The organism is Rathayibacter sp. VKM Ac-2804 (assembly GCF_009866655.1).
Lineage (GTDB): Bacteria > Actinomycetota > Actinomycetes > Actinomycetales > Microbacteriaceae > Rathayibacter.
This window is the reverse complement of record NZ_CP047420.1, coordinates 3,875,806-3,891,010: the sequence shown is the minus strand read 5'-3', so window position 1 is coordinate 3,891,010 and position 15,205 is coordinate 3,875,806. Positions and strand designations below refer to the sequence as shown.

The window sequence follows — 15,205 nt, the reverse complement described above, 5'->3', positions numbered from 1 at the left end:
TGGTCAGCCTTTCTCGGGGGAGGAGGGACGGGGTTCGTAGCGCACCGGCGGGAACGCCCGGCGCACGAGCGCGCGCAGCGATTCGAGCGAGCCGGAGACGAGGCCCTGGGCGCGGGCCTGGACGATGATGTTGCCGATCGCCGTGGCCTCGCTGGGGCCGGCCTCGACCGGGAGCCCGGTGCGGTCGGCGGTGAGCTGGCAGAGCAGCTCGTTCTGCGAGCCGCCGCCGACGATGTGGATCGTGCGGACCCGCTTGCCGCTGAGTCGGACGGCGTCGGCGAGGGTGCTCGCGTAGGCCTCGGCGAGCGACTCCAGGATCGAGCGGACGAACTCGGGCCGGGTGCGCGGCTGCGCGAGGCCGCGCTCGACGCACCACTCGACGATCCGGCCGGGCATGTTGCCGGGGGCGAGGAAGCGCTCGTCGGCGGGGTCGAAGGTCGTGATCGGGCCGCGGATCGCCGCGGCCTCCCGCAGCAGCTCGGGGAGGTCGATCTGCTCGCCGGTGCTGCGCTCCCAGGTGCGGATCGACTCGGAGAGCAGCCACAGCCCGGACACGTTCTTCAGGAATCGGACACGCCCGTCGACGCCGCCCTCGTTGGTGAAGTTGGCGGCCCGACCCTCCAGCGAGACCACCGGCTCCTCGAGTTCGACGCCGACGAGCGACCAGGTGCCGCTGGAGATGTACGCGAAGTCCTCGTCCGCGGCCGGCACGGCGACGACGGCCGAGGCCGTGTCGTGCGAGCCGACGGCGACGACGCCGAGCCCGGCCGGGGCGCCGAGCTCGGCGGCGACGGCGGGCAGGAGCGAGCCGAGCCGGGAGCCCGGCTCGATCAGAGGGGCGAGGATCCCGAGCGGCAGATCGAGGCGCGCGAGGAGCTCGTGGTCCCACGCGCGGGTGTGCGGGTCGAGCAGACCCGTGGTGGAGGCGTTGGTGATCTCGGTCGCGGCGACGCCGGTCAGCCAGTAGCCGATCAGGTCCGGGACGAGCAGCGCCTGGTCGGCGAGGGCGAGCACGTCGCGCTCGGCGGCGAGCTGGAACAGCGTGTTGAAGGGGAGGTGCTGCAGTCCGTTGCGCGCGTAGAGCTCCTCCGCGCCGATCCGCGCGTGCACATCGGCGACGCCGCGCGCGGTCCGCTCGTCGCGGTAGTGGTACGGCGCGCCGAGCATGCGCCCCTGCCGCAGCAGGGCGTAGTCGACGGCCCAGGAGTCGATGCCGATCGAGACGACCTCGGGCTCGTCGCGGAGGGCGTTGGTCAGCCCGGTCGTCAGCGAGCGGTGCAGCTCGAGGATGTTCCAGTGCAGCGCGGACTCGGCGCCCTCCTGGACGCGGACCGGCTGGTTCGGGAAGCGCGCGACGTGCCGCATCCGCAGCTCGTCGTGGCCGACGTAGCCGAGGATGACGCGCCCGCTGGTCGCGCCGAGGTCGACCGCCGCGACCGCCTTCATCGGAGGGCTCCTCTGTCGGACGCCTTCGGCGGGATGCGACCCATTGAGGGCCGCCGTCGCGTCCCACGGTCTTCCGGGCCGAGGGCTGCCGCCTTTCGGGCGATGCTGCGGCGTTCCCGCGATGACGATGTCATCGCAGGAAGGCCGCAGCCACGCCCGCGTCGACAGGGACGTGGAGTCCGGTCGTGTGCGAGAAGTCGGAAGTGCAGAGGGCGAAGACGGCGTTGGCGACGTTCTCGGGGACGACCTCGCGCTTGAGGATGGTGCGCTTGGCGTAGAACGCGCCCAGGTCCTCCTCGTCGATGCCGTAGGTCTTGGCGCGGTTCGCGCCCCAGCCGGAGGCGAAGATGCCGGAGCCGCGGACGACACCGTCGGGGTTGATGCCGTTGACCTTGATGCCGTGCTCGCCGAGCTCGGCGGCCAGCAGGCGGACCTGGTGGGCCTGGTCGGCCTTGGTCGCGGAGTAGGCGATGTTGTTCGGGCCGGCGAAGACCGAGTTCTTCGAGGAGATGTAGACGATGTCGCCGCCGAGCTTCTGGTCGACGAGCACGCGGGCCGCGGCCTGCGAGACGAGGAACGAGCCCTTCGCCATCACGTCGTGCTGGAGGTCCCAGTCGGCCTCGGTGGTGTCGAAGAGCGACTTCGAGAGCGAGAGGCCGGCGTTGTTGACCACCAGGTCGAGACCGCCGAAGGCGAGCACGGTGGCGTCGATCGCGGCCTTGACGGCGGCGGCGTCGGAGACGTTCGCCGCCACTCCCACCGCGACGTCGGTCGAGCCGAGCTCCGCGGCCGCGGCCTGCGCCTTGGCGAGATCGAGGTCGGCGACGACGACGCAGGCGCCCTCGGCGGCGAGGCGGGTGGCGATGGCCTTGCCGATGCCGGAGGCGGCGCCGGTGACGAGTGCGATGCGGGAGGCGAGGGGCTTGGGCTTCGGCATCCGCTGCAGCTTCGCCTCCTCGAGCGCCCAGTACTCGATGCGGAACTTCTCGGCCTCGTCGATCGGGGCGTAGGTCGAGATCGCCTCGGCGCCGCGCATCACGTTGATCGCGTTGACGTAGAACTCGCCGGCGACGCGGGCGGTCTGCTTGTTCGCGCCGTAGGAGAACATGCCCACGCCCGGCACGAGCACGATCAGCGGGTCGGCGCCGCGGATCGCGGGGCTCTCGGGCGTCGCGTGCGCGTCGTAGTAGGCCTGGTAGTCGGCGCGGTACGCCTCGTGCAGCGCGGGGAGGCGCTCGACGATCTCCTCGACCGTGGCTGTGGCCGGCAGGTCGACGAGCAACGGCTTCACCTTGGTGCGGAGGAAGTGGTCCGGGCAGGAGGTGCCGAGCGCGGCCAGGCGCGGGTGCTCGGTGCTCGCGAGGAAGTCGAGGACCTCGGCGGAGTCGGTGAAGTGGCCGACCTGGGGGCGGTCGTGCGAGGCGATTGAGCGCAGGTGCGCGGCGAGGGCGGCGGCCTTGGCGCGGCGCTCCTCCTCGGGCAGAGCGGAGTAGCCGTCGAGGGCGGGGCCGAAGGGATCGGGGCGGCCGTGCTCGGCGATGTACGCGCTCGCGGTCTCGATGATGCGGAGCGAGTTCGCCTCAGCCTCCTCGCTGGTGTCGCCCCAGGCGGTGATGCCGTGGCCGCCGAGGATCGCGCCGATGACCTCGGGGTTCGCCTCCTTGATCGCGGCGATGTCGAGGCCGAGCTGGAAGCCGGGGCGGCGCCACGGGACCCAGGCGACGGTGCCGCCGAAGGCCTCGGCGGTGAGGCGCTCGCCGTCGGCGGCGGTCGCGAAGGCGATGCCGGAGTCGGGGTGCAGGTGATCGACGTGCGCGGCGTCGACGAGGCCGTGCATCGCGGTGTCGATCGAGGGGGCGGCGCCGCCCTTGCCGTGCAGCGTGTAGTCGAAGGCGGCGACCATCTCGTCCTCGCGGTCGACGCCGGGGTAGACGTTCACGAGCGCGCGGAGGCGGTCCATGCGGAGGACCGCGAGGCCCGACTCCTTCAGCGTGCCGAGGTCGCCGCCGGAGCCCTTGACCCAGAGCAGCTCGACGGGCTCACCGGTGACGGGGTCGGTCTCGACGCCCTTCGCGGAGGTGTTGCCGCCGGCGTAGTTCGTGTTGCGCGGGTCGGCCCCGAGGCGGTTCGAGCGGGCGATGAGCTCCGCGGCGGTCGAGGCTGCCATGACTTCTCCGTCTGGTTGAACGAGTGTGTTAACTATCACAGAAGCTAACAGGCCGACTCGTTCCGGTCAATGCTCGTCAGCGCACGTCGGCGAGACCGCGGAAGGGGTCGAGCCGGTCGTCGGCGGGGTCGAGCTCGGTGACGAGCACAGCGATCGCGTCCCAGTCGAGCGCGCGGGCGAGGGCCGTGCGCTCGAGCTTGGAGGAGTCGACCAGCAGCACCGTCTCGGCCGAGGCGGCGACGAGGACGCGCTTGACCTGCGCCTCCTCGAGCGTCACCTCGCTGGTGCCCGCGCGGGTGACGGCCGAGGCGGAGGTGAAGAAGCGGTCGTAGTGCAGCTCGGCCGCGCCGGAGCAGGCGAGGGGGCCGACGAAGCTGTCGGTCTCGGCCTGGAGCTCGCCGCCGATCAGGACGACGCGGGCGCGGGTGGCGCGCGCCGAGGCGTGGTTCTCCAGCGAGTTGGTCGCGATGAGCAGCCGCGGCGACTCCGGGGCGGCGGCGAGGAGGGTGCCCGCGGTCGAGGAGGCGTCCACCGCGATCGCGCCGGAGTCGGGCAGCAGGGCGACGGCCTTCCGGGCGATCTCGCGCTTGGCGGCGGCGCCCGCGGCCAGGCGCTCGGCGAAGGGGCGGGGGCGGAGCGCGGCGACCGCGCCGCCGCGGACCCGGCTGAGACGGCCCTCCACCTCGAGATCGGCGAGGTCGCGCCGGACGGTCATCGTCGAGACGTCGAGCTCGGCCGCCGCGTCGTCGAGGCGGATCGCGCCGTCGCGCTCGAGCAGCTCGATCAGGCGCGCGCGCCGCTCCGCGGAGTCCACCGTGGCCATGCCGCTCCCGTTCCGCCGGCGCGTGGGCGCCCGCGCGATCGAGAGTAACGGTGGGCGGGTGCGGCCTGCGTCGGTGCCGGCCGGCGTCAGTCCTGGTCGTCGCGATCGCGGCGCACCTGGGCCGCAGGGTCGCGACCGGTCACCGGGAACTGCCCCGTCACTCCGTCGCGCAGCTCCGCGATCCGGAGGATGCGCCCGCGCTGGAGGAACCAGCCGGCCACCAGCAGCGGGACGATGATCACCAGCGAGGCGATGGTGAGGGTGCCGACCGGGAAGTCGATCGCCATCAGCACGAGCACCACGGCCAGGAAGACGAGGGTCAGCCAGGACGTGACCGGGGCGCCGGGGAGCTTGAAGGAGGGCTCCTTCGCGAGGCCCTTCTTCGCCCACTGCCGCAGCCGCATCTGGCAGAGGATGATCGTGCCCCACGCCGTGATGATGCCGAGGCTCGCGATGTTGAGCGCGATCTCGAACGCCTGGCTCGGCACGAAGTAGTTCAGCACCACGCCCGCCACCGTGAAGGTCGCGGTGAGCAGGATGCCCGCGTAGGGCACGCCGCCGCGCGACATCCGCGTGGTCCACTTCGGGGCGGAGCCGTTCATGCCCATCGAGTGCAGCGCGCGACCGGTGGAGTAGAGGCCGGCGTTGAGCGAGGAGAGGGCTGCTGTGAGGACCACGAAGTTCATGATCGAGCCGGCGATCGTGCCGACCTCGGGGCCGCCGATCGAGGAGAAGAAGGTGACGAAGGGGCTCTCGCCCTCCTTGTAGGCGGTGAACGGCAGCAGCAGCGAGAGCAGGACGATCGAGCCGACGTAGAAGATCGCGATCCGGAAGATCACCGAGTTGATCGCACGCGGGATCACCTTCTCGGTGTCCTGCGTCTCGCCGGAGGCGGTGCCGACCAGCTCGATCGCGGCGTAGGCGAAGACCACGCCCTGCATGACCAGGACCGCGGGGAGCAGGCCGTTGGGCAGGATGCCGCCGTTGTCCGCGAGGATCGAGACGCCGGTCCGCACGGTCTCGCCGCCGGCCTGCACCGGGAAGGCGAAGACGAGCCAGATCAGCGCGACGACGAGGAAGGCGACGAGCGCCGTCACCTTGATCAGGGCGAACCAGAACTCGAGCTCGCCGAAGACCTTGACCGCGACCATGTTCGCAGCGAGGACGACGAGCAGCGCGATCAGGGCGAGGAGCCACTGCGGCGCCGCGGTGAAGGCCGACCAGTACTTGAGGTAGACGGCGACGGCGGTGGTGTCGACGATCGAGGTCATCGCCCAGTTGAGGAAGTACATCCAGCCGGCCGCGTAGGCGAACTTCTCGCCGTAGAACTCGCGGGCGTAGGAGATGAACGACCCCGACGACGGGCGGTGCAGGACCAGCTCGCCGAGGGCGCGGAGGATGAAGAACGCGAAGATCCCGGCGACGAGGTAGGCGATCGCGAGGGCCGGGCCGGCGGAGTTGAGGCGGCCGCCGGCGCCGAGGAAGAGCCCGGTTCCGATCGCACCGCCGATCGCGATCATCTGGAGCTGGCGGGGCTTCAGACCGTGCTGGTAGCCCTCCTGCTCGTGCGAGAAGTCCTTGGGGGGCGCCTGCTCCGCACCGATGTCGTCCTGCGCTGTCATGGCGTCACGGTACTCCCGCGCAGCGCCGGCTCTGGCCGGTGGCCGCGCGGAGGGGATGGGTAGGCGTGTGCCCGGGCGGTCGGGAGGGTGCGGCGGGGTGTCGAGACTCCTCCACAGGTACTGAAACGCGCCGAGTCGTCGAGATACCTCGCAGAGGTGGTCAGATGAGTATGGTATCGGGCATACGGTTCCCTCGCTGCCGCAGCGCAGCCCGCCTCACCGGTCTCGGCGACGGCGGTCCGAAACAGAGAGGTCCCACCATGTCCTTCCGAGCACCCGGCTCCCGCCGGTCCTTCATCACCGGACTCGCCCTGACGGGGGCGATGCTGATCGCGCCCGTCGCGGCGGCGTACACCGTGTCCCACCCGGAGGAGGGAGGGACGTGGATCCACGGGACGAGCCGCGGGACCGTGCTGTCCTCCTACGAGCACGACTCTCGCAGGCACAAGGCGACCGTCTACAACGGCGAGTACCACTACGCGGGATGCCAGAACCCGGGTGTCCCCGCCGCGGTGAGTGCACCCGCTCGACCCTACGAGGTCGACTCCGCGTACTACGACATCTGCTCCTGACCGATCGGCGGGCGGAGCCTCGGCTCCGCCCGCCCCTGCAGCGGGGAGAGCTGTGAGAAGCAAGAGCGTGATTCTCGGCTATGCGCTGGCCGTCGTCCTGGCGGCCGTGCTCGCCGTCGTCTTCGTGCGGGCGTTCGACGCGCGCGGTCTGGTCTGGGACGGGGGCTGGCAGCTCAGGATCTCGAAGGACGCGACACCACTGGTCGCGGCGAGCGACGTCTACCGGGAGCTCACGGTGCTGGCCGAGGATCGCGGGATCGACGTCGTCCGCTACGTCGAGGACGCGGTCGAGCCGGCCACCGTGCGCCACCTCTACGTCGCGGGTGACGGGGCAGCGGCGGAGCTGCTCCGCGACGGCTACGGCGCGGTCGACACGTCGATCACCACGACAGTCGCGCCGCTGCAGGACCTGGATCTGCTCGATCCGCGCGGCGCCTGGCTGATCGGCGGGGATCGAGCGGATGCGGAGGCGGTGCTCGCGGTCCTCGAGGACGGCGGCTGGTCCGGCAGAGTCGCCCCCTATGTCTCCACCGTCGACATCGACACCTATCGGGAGTACGGCGATCTGATGCGCTCGCTCGCGGTCGCGCTGCTCGCCGTCGTCGTCCTCGTCGGGGCGGGGACTCTGCTGCGGAGCCGCGCACACGGTGTGCAGCGGCTGCACGGCGCGGGGCTCCTCCGGATCCTGCTGTCGGAGTGGCGCTTCCTCGCGCTCCCGGTGGTCGTGCTCTCGCTCGGGGGAGTGGCCGCGGTCGCTCTCGCGACCGCCGCTCTGAACGGCCTCGCCCAGCTGCCGACGGTCCTCGCGCTCTCCGGTCGGCTTCTCGCGCTCCTCCTGCTCGCGGCGGTCGTCGCGCAGATCCTCGCGATCGCCCTCACCGACGGCCGACGGCTCGTCGATCAGGTCAAGGGCGAGATCGACGGCTGGTGGGTGCTGCTCGGCGTCTACGCGGTGCGGGTCCCCGCGGTGCTGGTGCTCCTCGCGATCGTCGCCGCACTCGGGCAGAGCGCGAAGGTCGCGGAGATCGAGGGTCGCAGCCGTGAGCTCTGGAGTGCCGCCGAGGACGCGGTCACGATCAGCATCAGCGGGTACCTCGGCGAGTCCGAGTACCGCGCCGCGAACGGGCCACTGGCCGATCTGGTCGTCTCGCGGGAAGCCGCCGGTGAGGTGATCTTCGTCACGCCGCGACTCGGTCTCGAACGGAACCTGCTGATCGTCGGTGAGGGCTACCTCCGAAGGGTCGAGGTCCTCGGAGAGGGCGGGCGCCGGATCACTGACGTCCCCGACGGCGTTCTCACCGTCCTCGAGCCGGAGGACTCCTCCGCGCAGCGGCGGCAGTCCGCGCTCGCGGAGCTGCACTCCTGGCAGGATATCCAGTCGAGCGTCTCCGACCCGGCACCGGGGACCGTCGACCTTCCGGTCGTGGAGCACGTCGTGCCGTCGGGGCAGACCCTCGTCACCTTCGGCTCCGGAGACATGGTCTTCCAACCCGAGCCCGAGCTCGTCGATCCGATCGTCGTCGTCCTGCCGTCGGTCGACGTGCTCGCCCACTCCGAGCTGATCGCGGTGATCACTCAGGGCGGAGTGATCTTCACCGACCCTCCGGCGCTCTCGGGCGCGATCGAGGAGCGCGGGCTCTCCGGTGTCGTGGGCTCGATCACTCCCGTGGCGTACCAGGCGAACGAGCAGTACCGGCGGGCGCTCGGCGCGCACGCGATCAACGTGACCGGGTTCGTGAGCGGCGGGATCGTCGTGCTGCTCACCGGTCTCGTCGCGGCGGTGGTGCTGGTGGAGAAGGACCGCAAGCGGGCGTTCGTGCACCGGCTGTCCGGGCTCGGACCGCTCACGGCGCACCGGAGCGGGCTCCTGCTGGAGGGCGTTCTGCTGACGGCGACGCTGGCGCTCGCCGTCGTCCCGCAGTGGTTCCGCGATCCGAAGGACGTCCGCACGGTGATCGATCTCGGCACGGTCGACACCGAGAACTTCCTGCTCGAGCAGACGGCGCTGGACATCGGCGTGGTCGCGTCCAGCGCTGCGCTCCTCGTCGCGTGCCTCGCCCTCGCCCACCGGAGGGCGAGCCGCTCGCCCGTCGTCGACGCCTGATGCGCTCCCTGCTCCACTCCTCCCTCCCGACCGAACGGAAAGGCCTCCTGTGATCCTCGCCACCCATCTCGCCAAGGGCTACGGCTCGCGCACGCTGTGGAGCGGACTCGACGTCACCGTCGCCTCCGGCAGCACCCTCGCCCTCACCGGCGCGAGCGGCAGCGGCAAGTCGACGCTCCTCAACTGCCTCGGGCTCCTCGACGCCCCCGACTCGGGCTCGATCGAGGTCGACGGGGAGGAGCTGACCCGCTTGCGGGCGCACGGCCGACGCCGCTTCCGACGGGACCGGCTCGGCTACCTCTTCCAGAGCTACGCGCTCGTCGACACTGCGACCGTCGAGCAGAACCTCGCGATCGCGCTCGGCGAGCGGCGCGGCCGCAGCGACCGGTTCGAGCGCGCGCTCGACCGCGTCGGCCTCGCCGGGCGTGGCCGCGAGCGCGTCGCCCGGCTGAGCGGCGGCGAGCAGCAGCGGGTCGCGCTCGCCCGGCTGCTGGTGAAGAGCCCGACCCTCGTGCTGGCCGACGAGCCGACCGGCGCCCTCGACGCCGAGAACAGCGAGACCGTGCTCGACGTGCTGACCGAGCTCGCCGGTCACGGCGCGAGCGTGGTCGTCGCGACCCACGACCCCGGCATCGCGAGCTGGTGCGACGAACGGCTCCACCTCATAGCGTCCTGAGCCGCAGGGAGCCCCCGGCCGAACCGTGCTGGTCGGGGTCTCGATACGCCCGCTGCGCGCGCTGCTCGACCAGCAGAAGGACCCGCTGCGCGGGCTACCCGCCAGCACAGGGGGTGGGGCAGGGTCTCCCGAGGGAGTGCTCAGCCGGATCTTGCTGGTCGAGTAGCCCCGCAGGGGAGTATCGAGACCCGACCACTGCAGAAGGCCCGCTCTGCAGACCCTGCTCCTGACGAGAGTGGGTCTCGATACGCCCGCTGCGCGGGCTGCTCGACCAGCAAGGGCTCCCGCTGCGCGGGCTACTCGTCCGGCGAAGGAAGGGTGGCGAAGGCGAGATCGATGAGGGGGAGGCGGTCGCGGTCGACGACGGCCGTCAGGACGCGGTCGCCGAGGTCGGCGCCGACGCCGAGGACGTGCGCGTCGGTGTCGATCCGGAGGCCGGGGATCGACCGGCCGTCGAGGAGCAGCGGGACGTCGCGCTCGACGCACTTCTCGGTGGCTCGGCCGAGCAGCTCACCCGGGAAGCCGCCGCGGACGCGCTCGTCGCGGAACCGGTTCATCAGGACGTGGTTCACGTGCTCGACGAGGACGCTCTCGACGGAGTGCCACGGCGGCGCCGGCTCGTGCACGACGGTCGTCCGCACCGCCTCCCACAGCCAGGGGTAGCGCATCCGGGCGGTGATCGCGGTCATCCAGTCGGGCAGGGGGCGCACCGGCGGGGCGTCGAGCGAGGCGCGCAGCTCGTCGTCCAGCTCCGCGAGGTTCGCGCAGTCGTCGTGGTCGTCCGGGTTGAGCCAGACCGTGTAGCCGATCGCCACGGACTCGGTCTCGACGCGTCCGCCGGAGGGGCTCGACGTCGTGCCGGACGTCCACGGCTCGAGCGACGGCTGAGGCGTGAAGCCGTACAGCGGGCCCGGGAAGGCGCGCGCCACCTCGTCGAGGGTCGGCGGGACCGGGACGTCCTCGAGGCGGGCGCTCTCGTCGAAGAACATCTCCTGAGCCTGGCGCGTCGCCAGGGCGGGCGCAACGGCGGCCCGGGGCTGGGCGCAGGGCGGGTCTCGACACGCCCGCTGCGCGGGCTGCTCGACCAGCAAAAGGGACCCGCTAAGCGGGCTGCTCGACCAGCGGAGGTCGGCGGGTCTCTTCGCTCGGTGCCCGGCGGAAGCATGTCGGTCGAGTAGCCCCGCAGGGGCGTATCGAGACCCGACCCCGTCGGCTCGTGCGGTCTGCGGACTCGGCTCCTGGCGATGGGGGTCTCGATACGCCCGCTGCGCGGGCTGCTCGACCAGCAAAGGGGCTCAGGTGGGGGCGCGGCGGGTGACGAAGGTGAAGTCGAGGAGGGGGAGGCGGTCGCGGTCGACGACGGCCGTCAGGAAGCGGTCGCCGAGCTGGGCGCCGACGCCGAGGACGTGCGCGTCGGTGTCGATCCGGATGCCGGGGACCGGACGGCCGTCGAGGAGGAGCGGGACGTCGTGCTCGACGCCGAGGTCCATCGCGGGGCCGAGGAGCTCGACGGGGTCGATCCCCCGGGCGCGCTCGGCGCGGGCGCGGCTCCTCAGGATGCGGTTCACATGGTCGATGAGCGCGAACTCGATGTTCTGCCACGGCGAGTGCTCCTCCGCGACGCTCGTCCGCACCGCGTCCCACAGCCGGGGGTACGGCAGGCGGGCGGCGATCTCCGCCATCCACTCGGGCACGGGGCGCGTCGACGGTGCGTCGAGTGAGGGCCTCGGCTCGCCGTCGAGCTCCTCGAGATTCGCGGGGTCGTCGTGGTCGGCCGGGTTGCGCCAGAACGTGTAGCCGATCGAGGCCTCGTCGAAGAGGATCCTCCCGTCCCGGTCGCGCGCCGAGGCCGAGGACAGCCACTCCTCCAGGGACGGCTGGGGTGTGAGGGTGAAGAGCGGACCGACGAAGAACTGCGTCACGACGTCCAGCGTCGGCGGCTCGGGGAGATCCTCGGGGGACAGGTACTCGTCGGCGTGCATCCGTCCAGCCTCATGCGACGGGGCGCGGTGGACGACGCCGTTCGGCGAACCGGCGCGAGGCGACGCCTCGAGGCGCCGCGGCTCTCAGGCCGGCGCTGCGTCCGCGGGTGCCGCGTCGACTCCCGCAGCTCGCGCCCGCGCCTTGATCGCCTCGATCACCGCGGTCTTGGCGTCCGAGTAGGCGTTCATGTCGGCCCAGCGCCGCCCCATCAGGGAGCGCTTCGTCGACTCGTAGAGGGCGCGGTCGTCGGCGTCGCGACGGAGGTGGTCGCGGAGCAGGAGGTACTCCTCGATCGCGCCGTCGTCCCGGGCATAGAGGTGCACGTGCACGTCGCGGTCCGGGGTGCGGACGAGGCGGTGCCCGGGCTCGCGGACCCGGAGCGCGTAGCCGGCCGCGAGCAGCGGGTCGAGGTAGTCCTCCTCGGCGGTGATGTCGGGGACGGCGACGACGATGTCGATGATCGGCTTCGCGGCCAGACCGGGCACGGACGTCGAGCCGATGTGCTCGATCGCGACGTCCACCTCGGTGAGCGCCTGCGCGATCCGCCGCTCGTGCTCGCGGAACGACTCCGGCCAGCCCTCGTCGTACGCGTGCAGTCCGACTGCGAGCGGCTCGGCGCCGCCGACGATGTCGACGCTCGTGACGTCGGGGCGGCGGGGGCGCTCGCTGCTGTCCATACCGGAATCCTCGCAGTGGTCGCGGCCGGTGATCGCGATCGGCGAACGCCCGGGGCAAGGGCTTGCAGCCCGCGGGTCGGAGGGATTGTCTGGAGACAGGAAAGAGAGGTGTCACCATGACGCAGACCTTCCCCGCGTGGTTGCGGGACCAGGAGAAGAGGGACGACGAGGTCGGCGAGCTCGCCCAGACCTACGCCGGCCGCGGCGACCTGCCGGAGCACGGCGGACGGGCCATCTACGACGGCTACTTCGCGAGCGAGCCCGCCTCGGCCCAGGCCGGACTCGAGCGGGCGTGGATGGAGTTCGAGGCGCACCCCGAGCCGTCCGCGACCTCGGACGAGCCGGAGGGACTGCGATGAGCGACCAGACCCCGAGCCCCGTCGAGGACCCGGACGACCAGGCCGACAAGCCCTCGCAGGCCGAGGGCGAGGATCCGCGCGACACCCCGGTCGAGGTGCTGCCCGCCGAGGGCAAGCCGTCGAAGGCCGAGGGCTGAGCCGGTCGATCGGACGTGGAGGGGCGTTCCCGGTGACGGGGGCGCCCCTTTCCGCTGCCTGCGGTGGGGGACCTCGGTACGTCCGCTGCGCGGGCTCCTCGATCAGCAGGGGGTGCCCGCTGCGCGGGCTCCTCGTCGGCATGGTCCGGCGAGGGCAGTCCGTTCAGCAGAAGTTGCGGTACTCGCGGGCGACTACCGCGACTTCTGAGGAGCGGGCGAGGGCATGGTGGTCGAGTAGTCGGAGAGCGGCGTATCGAGACCCGCTGTTCGGGGATGGTGGATCTCGATACGCCCTCTGCGAGGGCTACTCGATCAGCATGGGCGGGGCGACGACGGGCGGGTCAGCGGCTGACGGCCGACATCAGCTCGTGGGCCTCGGCGCTCTCGGGGTACTGGGCGAGCACGCGCTCCAGGTCGCGGCGGGCGGGCGCGCGCCGGCCGTCGGCGAGGTGGGTGCTGGCCCGCTCGTAGAGGGCCTCGATCCGGAGCTCGACGGGCCGGGCGGTGGTGACGTTCGGCCGCACCACGCGGTCGAACGCCTCGAGGGCGCTCTCGATCAGGCCGAGTTCGCGCAGGGCGACACCGCGGCGGATGAGGACCGCGGCGGACGGGGCGTCGACGTTGACCACCGGCGCGGAGAACTGCGCCATGTCGCTCCAGCGCCGCCGGGCGGAGTAGAGCGCGGCGAGCGAGGAGGCGGCCAGCGTCGAGGGCGGCAAGGTCTCGACGGCCGCGGTGGCACCGGCGGGGTCGTCCGCGGCGGCGAGCTCGGCGAAGAGCAGGCGGAGCGCGGTCGCGTCGAGCGGCACGTCGATGTCGAGGCCGGCGCTGAGCGGCAGGTGGGCGGTCAGGACGATCCCGTAGCGGCGGAGGAACGGATCGGCGGACGGGTCGTAGCGCATCCGCACCAGCCAGCCCGCCAGACGGAGGGCGCGGTCGTCCTCGCGGCGCGAGAGCGCGTCGCGGACGAGCTCGATCACGGCCGCGAGCTTCGAGCCCTCCGGGGAGGCGGCGGTCGCCTCGTGCAGCTCGGCGGCGGGGGCACCGGCGCGGATCAGCCGGATCAGCGGTGCCTCCCACGGCTGCGCCAGCGGCGAGGGCCGCACGAGACCGGGGCCGCTCGGCATCGACAGGCCGGCCGAGAGGCGGGAGCGGTCGCGGGAGCGGCTGAGGGCCGGTCCGACGACGGGGTGGAGGCGCGCACCGGCGAGCACTCGCAGTTCTCCCGCGGTCCGGAAACCGATCCCCACTGCAGTCCCCTTCGCGCCCCGGGACGAGCGTCGACGTCCCCCTGGACCCCAGTTTACGGGGTTTTCCGGCAGTGCTCCCCCCGAAAGGGGCCCGTGGCCGTGTCGGGGATCGGGGGAGTGCCGACGCATCGGGGCGGACGGCTCCGCGGCGTCACGGCCGCCCCTCGCGCGACGGACGGCCGCCCCGCGAGCAGGGCGGCCGTCCGAGGAGGTCCGGTCAGCGGGTCGCGGTGAGGCGGGAGCCGTCCGCGGCACTGCGCTCGACGGCGTCGAGCACCTGCTGCACCTGCAGCGCGTCGGCGAACGACGGCGTGGGCTGGACGCCCTCCGCGATCGCCGTGACGAGGTCGACGACCTGGTGGCTGAAGACGTGCTCGTAGCCGAGCCCGTGCCCGGTCGGCCACCAGGCGGCGGCGTAGGGGTGCACGGGCTCCGTCACCTGGATGGTGCGGAAGCCCTGCGCGTCCTCGGGGTCGCGGCCGTCGTAGTACTCCAGCTCGTTCAGCCGCTCGAAGTCGAACGCGATCGAGCCGGTCTCGCCGTTGATCTCGATCCGGTTCGCGTTGCGGCGGCCGAGCGCGAGCCGGGTCGACTCGAAGACGCCGAGGGCGCCTCCGCTGAGCGTCGCCGTGAAGAGGGCGGCGTCGTCGACGGTGACCGGGCCGCGCTCGGCGCCCTCCTCGGCGCGACCGCCGAGTCCCGCCTGCGCGGAGAGGACGGGGCGCTCGGTGACGAAGGTGCGCAGCATCGCCGAGACGCCGTCGATCGTCTGCCCGGTGAGCCACTGCGCGGTGTCGATGCTGTGCGCGCCGATGTCGCCGAGGGCGCCGGAGCCGGCCTTCTCCTTGTCGAGCCGCCAGGTCAGCGGCCCCTCGGAGTCGCTCAGCCAGTCCTGCAGGTACTGCGCGCGGACGTGCCGGATCTCGCCGAGCCGGCCCTCCTCGATGAAGCGCTTGGCGAGGGCGAGCGCCGGGGTGCGGCGGTAGCTGAAGCCGCACATCGCGAAGCCGGTCGCGGCGGCGGCCGCCTCCGTCATCGTCCGCGCCTCGGGCACGGAGCGCGCCAGCGGCTTCTCGCAGAGCACGTGCTTGCCGGCCTCGAGCGCGGCGATCGCGATCTCGGCGTGCCGGTCGCCCGGGGTGCAGATGTCGATCAGATCGATGTCGTCGCGGGCGATCACGGCGCGCCAGTCGATCGACGACTCGGTCGCGCCGAAGTTGGCGGCGGCGGCCCGCGCGCGGCCCTCGTCGCGGCCGACGACGACGGCGAGCTCGGGCTGCAGCGGCAGGTCGAAGAAGCGCGGCGCGGTCCGCCAGGCCTGGGCGTGGGCGCGGCCCATGAAGGCGTGGCCGATCATCGCCACGCGGAGAGGTGCTGTCATCGGGGTCT

Annotated in this window: 14 protein-coding genes; 5 read left to right on the top strand and 9 right to left on the bottom strand. The window is 72.4% G+C overall.

Going from position 1 to position 15,205, the window contains the following annotated elements; genetic code table 11:
- Positions 1–3 precede the first annotated feature (3 nt).
- The 4 genes from GTU73_RS18065 to GTU73_RS18050 all read right to left on the bottom strand — a co-directional run bounded on the left by GTU73_RS18065 (position 4) and on the right by GTU73_RS18050 (position 6,058).
- Positions 4–1,446: a rhamnulokinase family protein gene (locus tag GTU73_RS18065; protein ID WP_160091001.1), complete on the bottom strand. Its 1,443-nt coding sequence runs from the start codon at positions 1,444–1,446 to the stop codon at positions 4–6.
- 130 nt (positions 1,447–1,576) lie between these two features.
- Positions 1,577–3,613 (bottom strand): bifunctional aldolase/short-chain dehydrogenase, encoded by a 2,037-nt coding sequence (locus tag GTU73_RS18060; protein ID WP_160091000.1) that lies wholly within the window; start codon positions 3,611–3,613, stop codon positions 1,577–1,579.
- Between the two features lie 76 nt (positions 3,614–3,689).
- On the bottom strand, positions 3,690–4,436 hold the full coding sequence (locus GTU73_RS18055; RefSeq protein ID WP_160090999.1) for a DeoR/GlpR family DNA-binding transcription regulator: 747 nt from the start codon (positions 4,434–4,436) through the stop codon (positions 3,690–3,692).
- 86 nt (positions 4,437–4,522) lie between these two features.
- Complete coding sequence (locus GTU73_RS18050) at positions 4,523–6,058, bottom strand: amino acid permease (protein ID WP_160090998.1); 1,536 nt, start codon at positions 6,056–6,058, stop codon at positions 4,523–4,525.
- A 260-nt stretch (positions 6,059–6,318) separates the two neighbouring features.
- Between GTU73_RS18050 and GTU73_RS18045 the strand changes: the two genes are divergently transcribed.
- The 3 genes from GTU73_RS18045 (at position 6,319) to GTU73_RS18035 (ending at position 9,410) form a co-directional block, all read left to right on the top strand.
- Positions 6,319–6,630, top strand: a complete 312-nt coding sequence (locus GTU73_RS18045) for a lactococcin 972 family bacteriocin (protein WP_160090997.1) — start codon at positions 6,319–6,321, stop codon at positions 6,628–6,630.
- A 67-nt stretch (positions 6,631–6,697) separates the two neighbouring features.
- Positions 6,698–8,734, top strand: coding sequence for a hypothetical protein (locus GTU73_RS18040; RefSeq protein ID WP_160090996.1), 2,037 nt, complete (start codon positions 6,698–6,700; stop codon positions 8,732–8,734).
- 49 nt (positions 8,735–8,783) lie between these two features.
- The gene (locus tag GTU73_RS18035; RefSeq protein WP_160090995.1) at positions 8,784–9,410 is read left to right on the top strand and encodes an ATP-binding cassette domain-containing protein; all 627 of its coding nucleotides are present in this window, start codon (positions 8,784–8,786) and stop codon (positions 9,408–9,410) included.
- Between the two features lie 296 nt (positions 9,411–9,706).
- Here the strand turns inward: GTU73_RS18035 and GTU73_RS18030 are convergent, their stop codons facing one another.
- From GTU73_RS18030 to GTU73_RS18020, 3 genes are all read right to left on the bottom strand, one after another.
- Entirely contained in the window at positions 9,707–10,399 is a 693-nt protein-coding gene (locus GTU73_RS18030) for a hypothetical protein (RefSeq protein WP_160090994.1), read from the bottom strand.
- A 306-nt stretch (positions 10,400–10,705) separates the two neighbouring features.
- Positions 10,706–11,392 carry a hypothetical protein gene (locus GTU73_RS18025; RefSeq protein ID WP_160090993.1) on the bottom strand — a complete coding sequence of 229 codons (687 nt, stop codon included), beginning with the start codon at positions 11,390–11,392 and terminating at the stop codon, positions 10,706–10,708.
- Between the two features lie 84 nt (positions 11,393–11,476).
- Positions 11,477–12,070, bottom strand: a complete 594-nt coding sequence (locus GTU73_RS18020; protein ID WP_160090992.1) for a GrpB family protein — start codon at positions 12,068–12,070, stop codon at positions 11,477–11,479.
- 116 nt (positions 12,071–12,186) lie between these two features.
- On the opposite strand from GTU73_RS18020, the gene GTU73_RS18015 reads away from it, so the two are divergent.
- The gene (locus tag GTU73_RS18015) at positions 12,187–12,429 is read left to right on the top strand and encodes a hypothetical protein (RefSeq protein WP_160090991.1); all 243 of its coding nucleotides are present in this window, start codon (positions 12,187–12,189) and stop codon (positions 12,427–12,429) included.
- Positions 12,426–12,566 carry a hypothetical protein gene (locus GTU73_RS18010; RefSeq protein ID WP_159421935.1) on the top strand — a complete coding sequence of 47 codons (141 nt, stop codon included), beginning with the start codon at positions 12,426–12,428 and terminating at the stop codon, positions 12,564–12,566. Before GTU73_RS18015 ends, GTU73_RS18010 begins: the two co-directional genes overlap by 4 nt.
- Positions 12,567–12,907: 341 nt before the next feature.
- On the opposite strand, the gene GTU73_RS18005 is transcribed toward GTU73_RS18010, so the two are convergent.
- Entirely contained in the window at positions 12,908–13,816 is a 909-nt protein-coding gene (locus GTU73_RS18005; protein ID WP_160090990.1) for a tetratricopeptide repeat protein, read from the bottom strand.
- Between the two features lie 217 nt (positions 13,817–14,033).
- Positions 14,034–15,197 carry a Gfo/Idh/MocA family oxidoreductase gene (locus GTU73_RS18000; protein ID WP_160090989.1) on the bottom strand — a complete coding sequence of 388 codons (1,164 nt, stop codon included), beginning with the start codon at positions 15,195–15,197 and terminating at the stop codon, positions 14,034–14,036.
- Positions 15,198–15,205: the final 8 nt, after the last annotated feature.

What these genes read in the sequence shown, in the direction of transcription:
- GTU73_RS18065 (WP_160091001.1), bottom strand. Translation starts at nt 1,446, where the DNA reads ATGAAGGCGGTCGCGGCGGTCGACCTCGGCGCGACCAGCGGGCGCGTC.
- GTU73_RS18060 (WP_160091000.1), bottom strand. Translation starts at nt 3,613, where the DNA reads ATGGCAGCCTCGACCGCCGCGGAGCTCATCGCCCGCTCGAACCGCCTC.
- GTU73_RS18055 (WP_160090999.1), bottom strand. Translation starts at nt 4,436, where the DNA reads ATGGCCACGGTGGACTCCGCGGAGCGGCGCGCGCGCCTGATCGAGCTG.
- GTU73_RS18050 (WP_160090998.1), bottom strand. Translation starts at nt 6,058, where the DNA reads ATGACAGCGCAGGACGACATCGGTGCGGAGCAGGCGCCCCCCAAGGAC.
- GTU73_RS18045 (WP_160090997.1), top strand. Translation starts at nt 6,319, where the DNA reads ATGTCCTTCCGAGCACCCGGCTCCCGCCGGTCCTTCATCACCGGACTC.
- GTU73_RS18030 (WP_160090994.1), bottom strand. Translation starts at nt 10,399, where the DNA reads ATGTTCTTCGACGAGAGCGCCCGCCTCGAGGACGTCCCGGTCCCGCCG.
- GTU73_RS18025 (WP_160090993.1), bottom strand. Translation starts at nt 11,392, where the DNA reads ATGCACGCCGACGAGTACCTGTCCCCCGAGGATCTCCCCGAGCCGCCG.
- GTU73_RS18020 (WP_160090992.1), bottom strand. Translation starts at nt 12,070, where the DNA reads ATGGACAGCAGCGAGCGCCCCCGCCGCCCCGACGTCACGAGCGTCGAC.
- GTU73_RS18015 (WP_160090991.1), top strand. Translation starts at nt 12,187, where the DNA reads ATGACGCAGACCTTCCCCGCGTGGTTGCGGGACCAGGAGAAGAGGGAC.
- GTU73_RS18010 (WP_159421935.1), top strand. Translation starts at nt 12,426, where the DNA reads ATGAGCGACCAGACCCCGAGCCCCGTCGAGGACCCGGACGACCAGGCC.
- GTU73_RS18000 (WP_160090989.1), bottom strand. Translation starts at nt 15,197, where the DNA reads ATGACAGCACCTCTCCGCGTGGCGATGATCGGCCACGCCTTCATGGGC.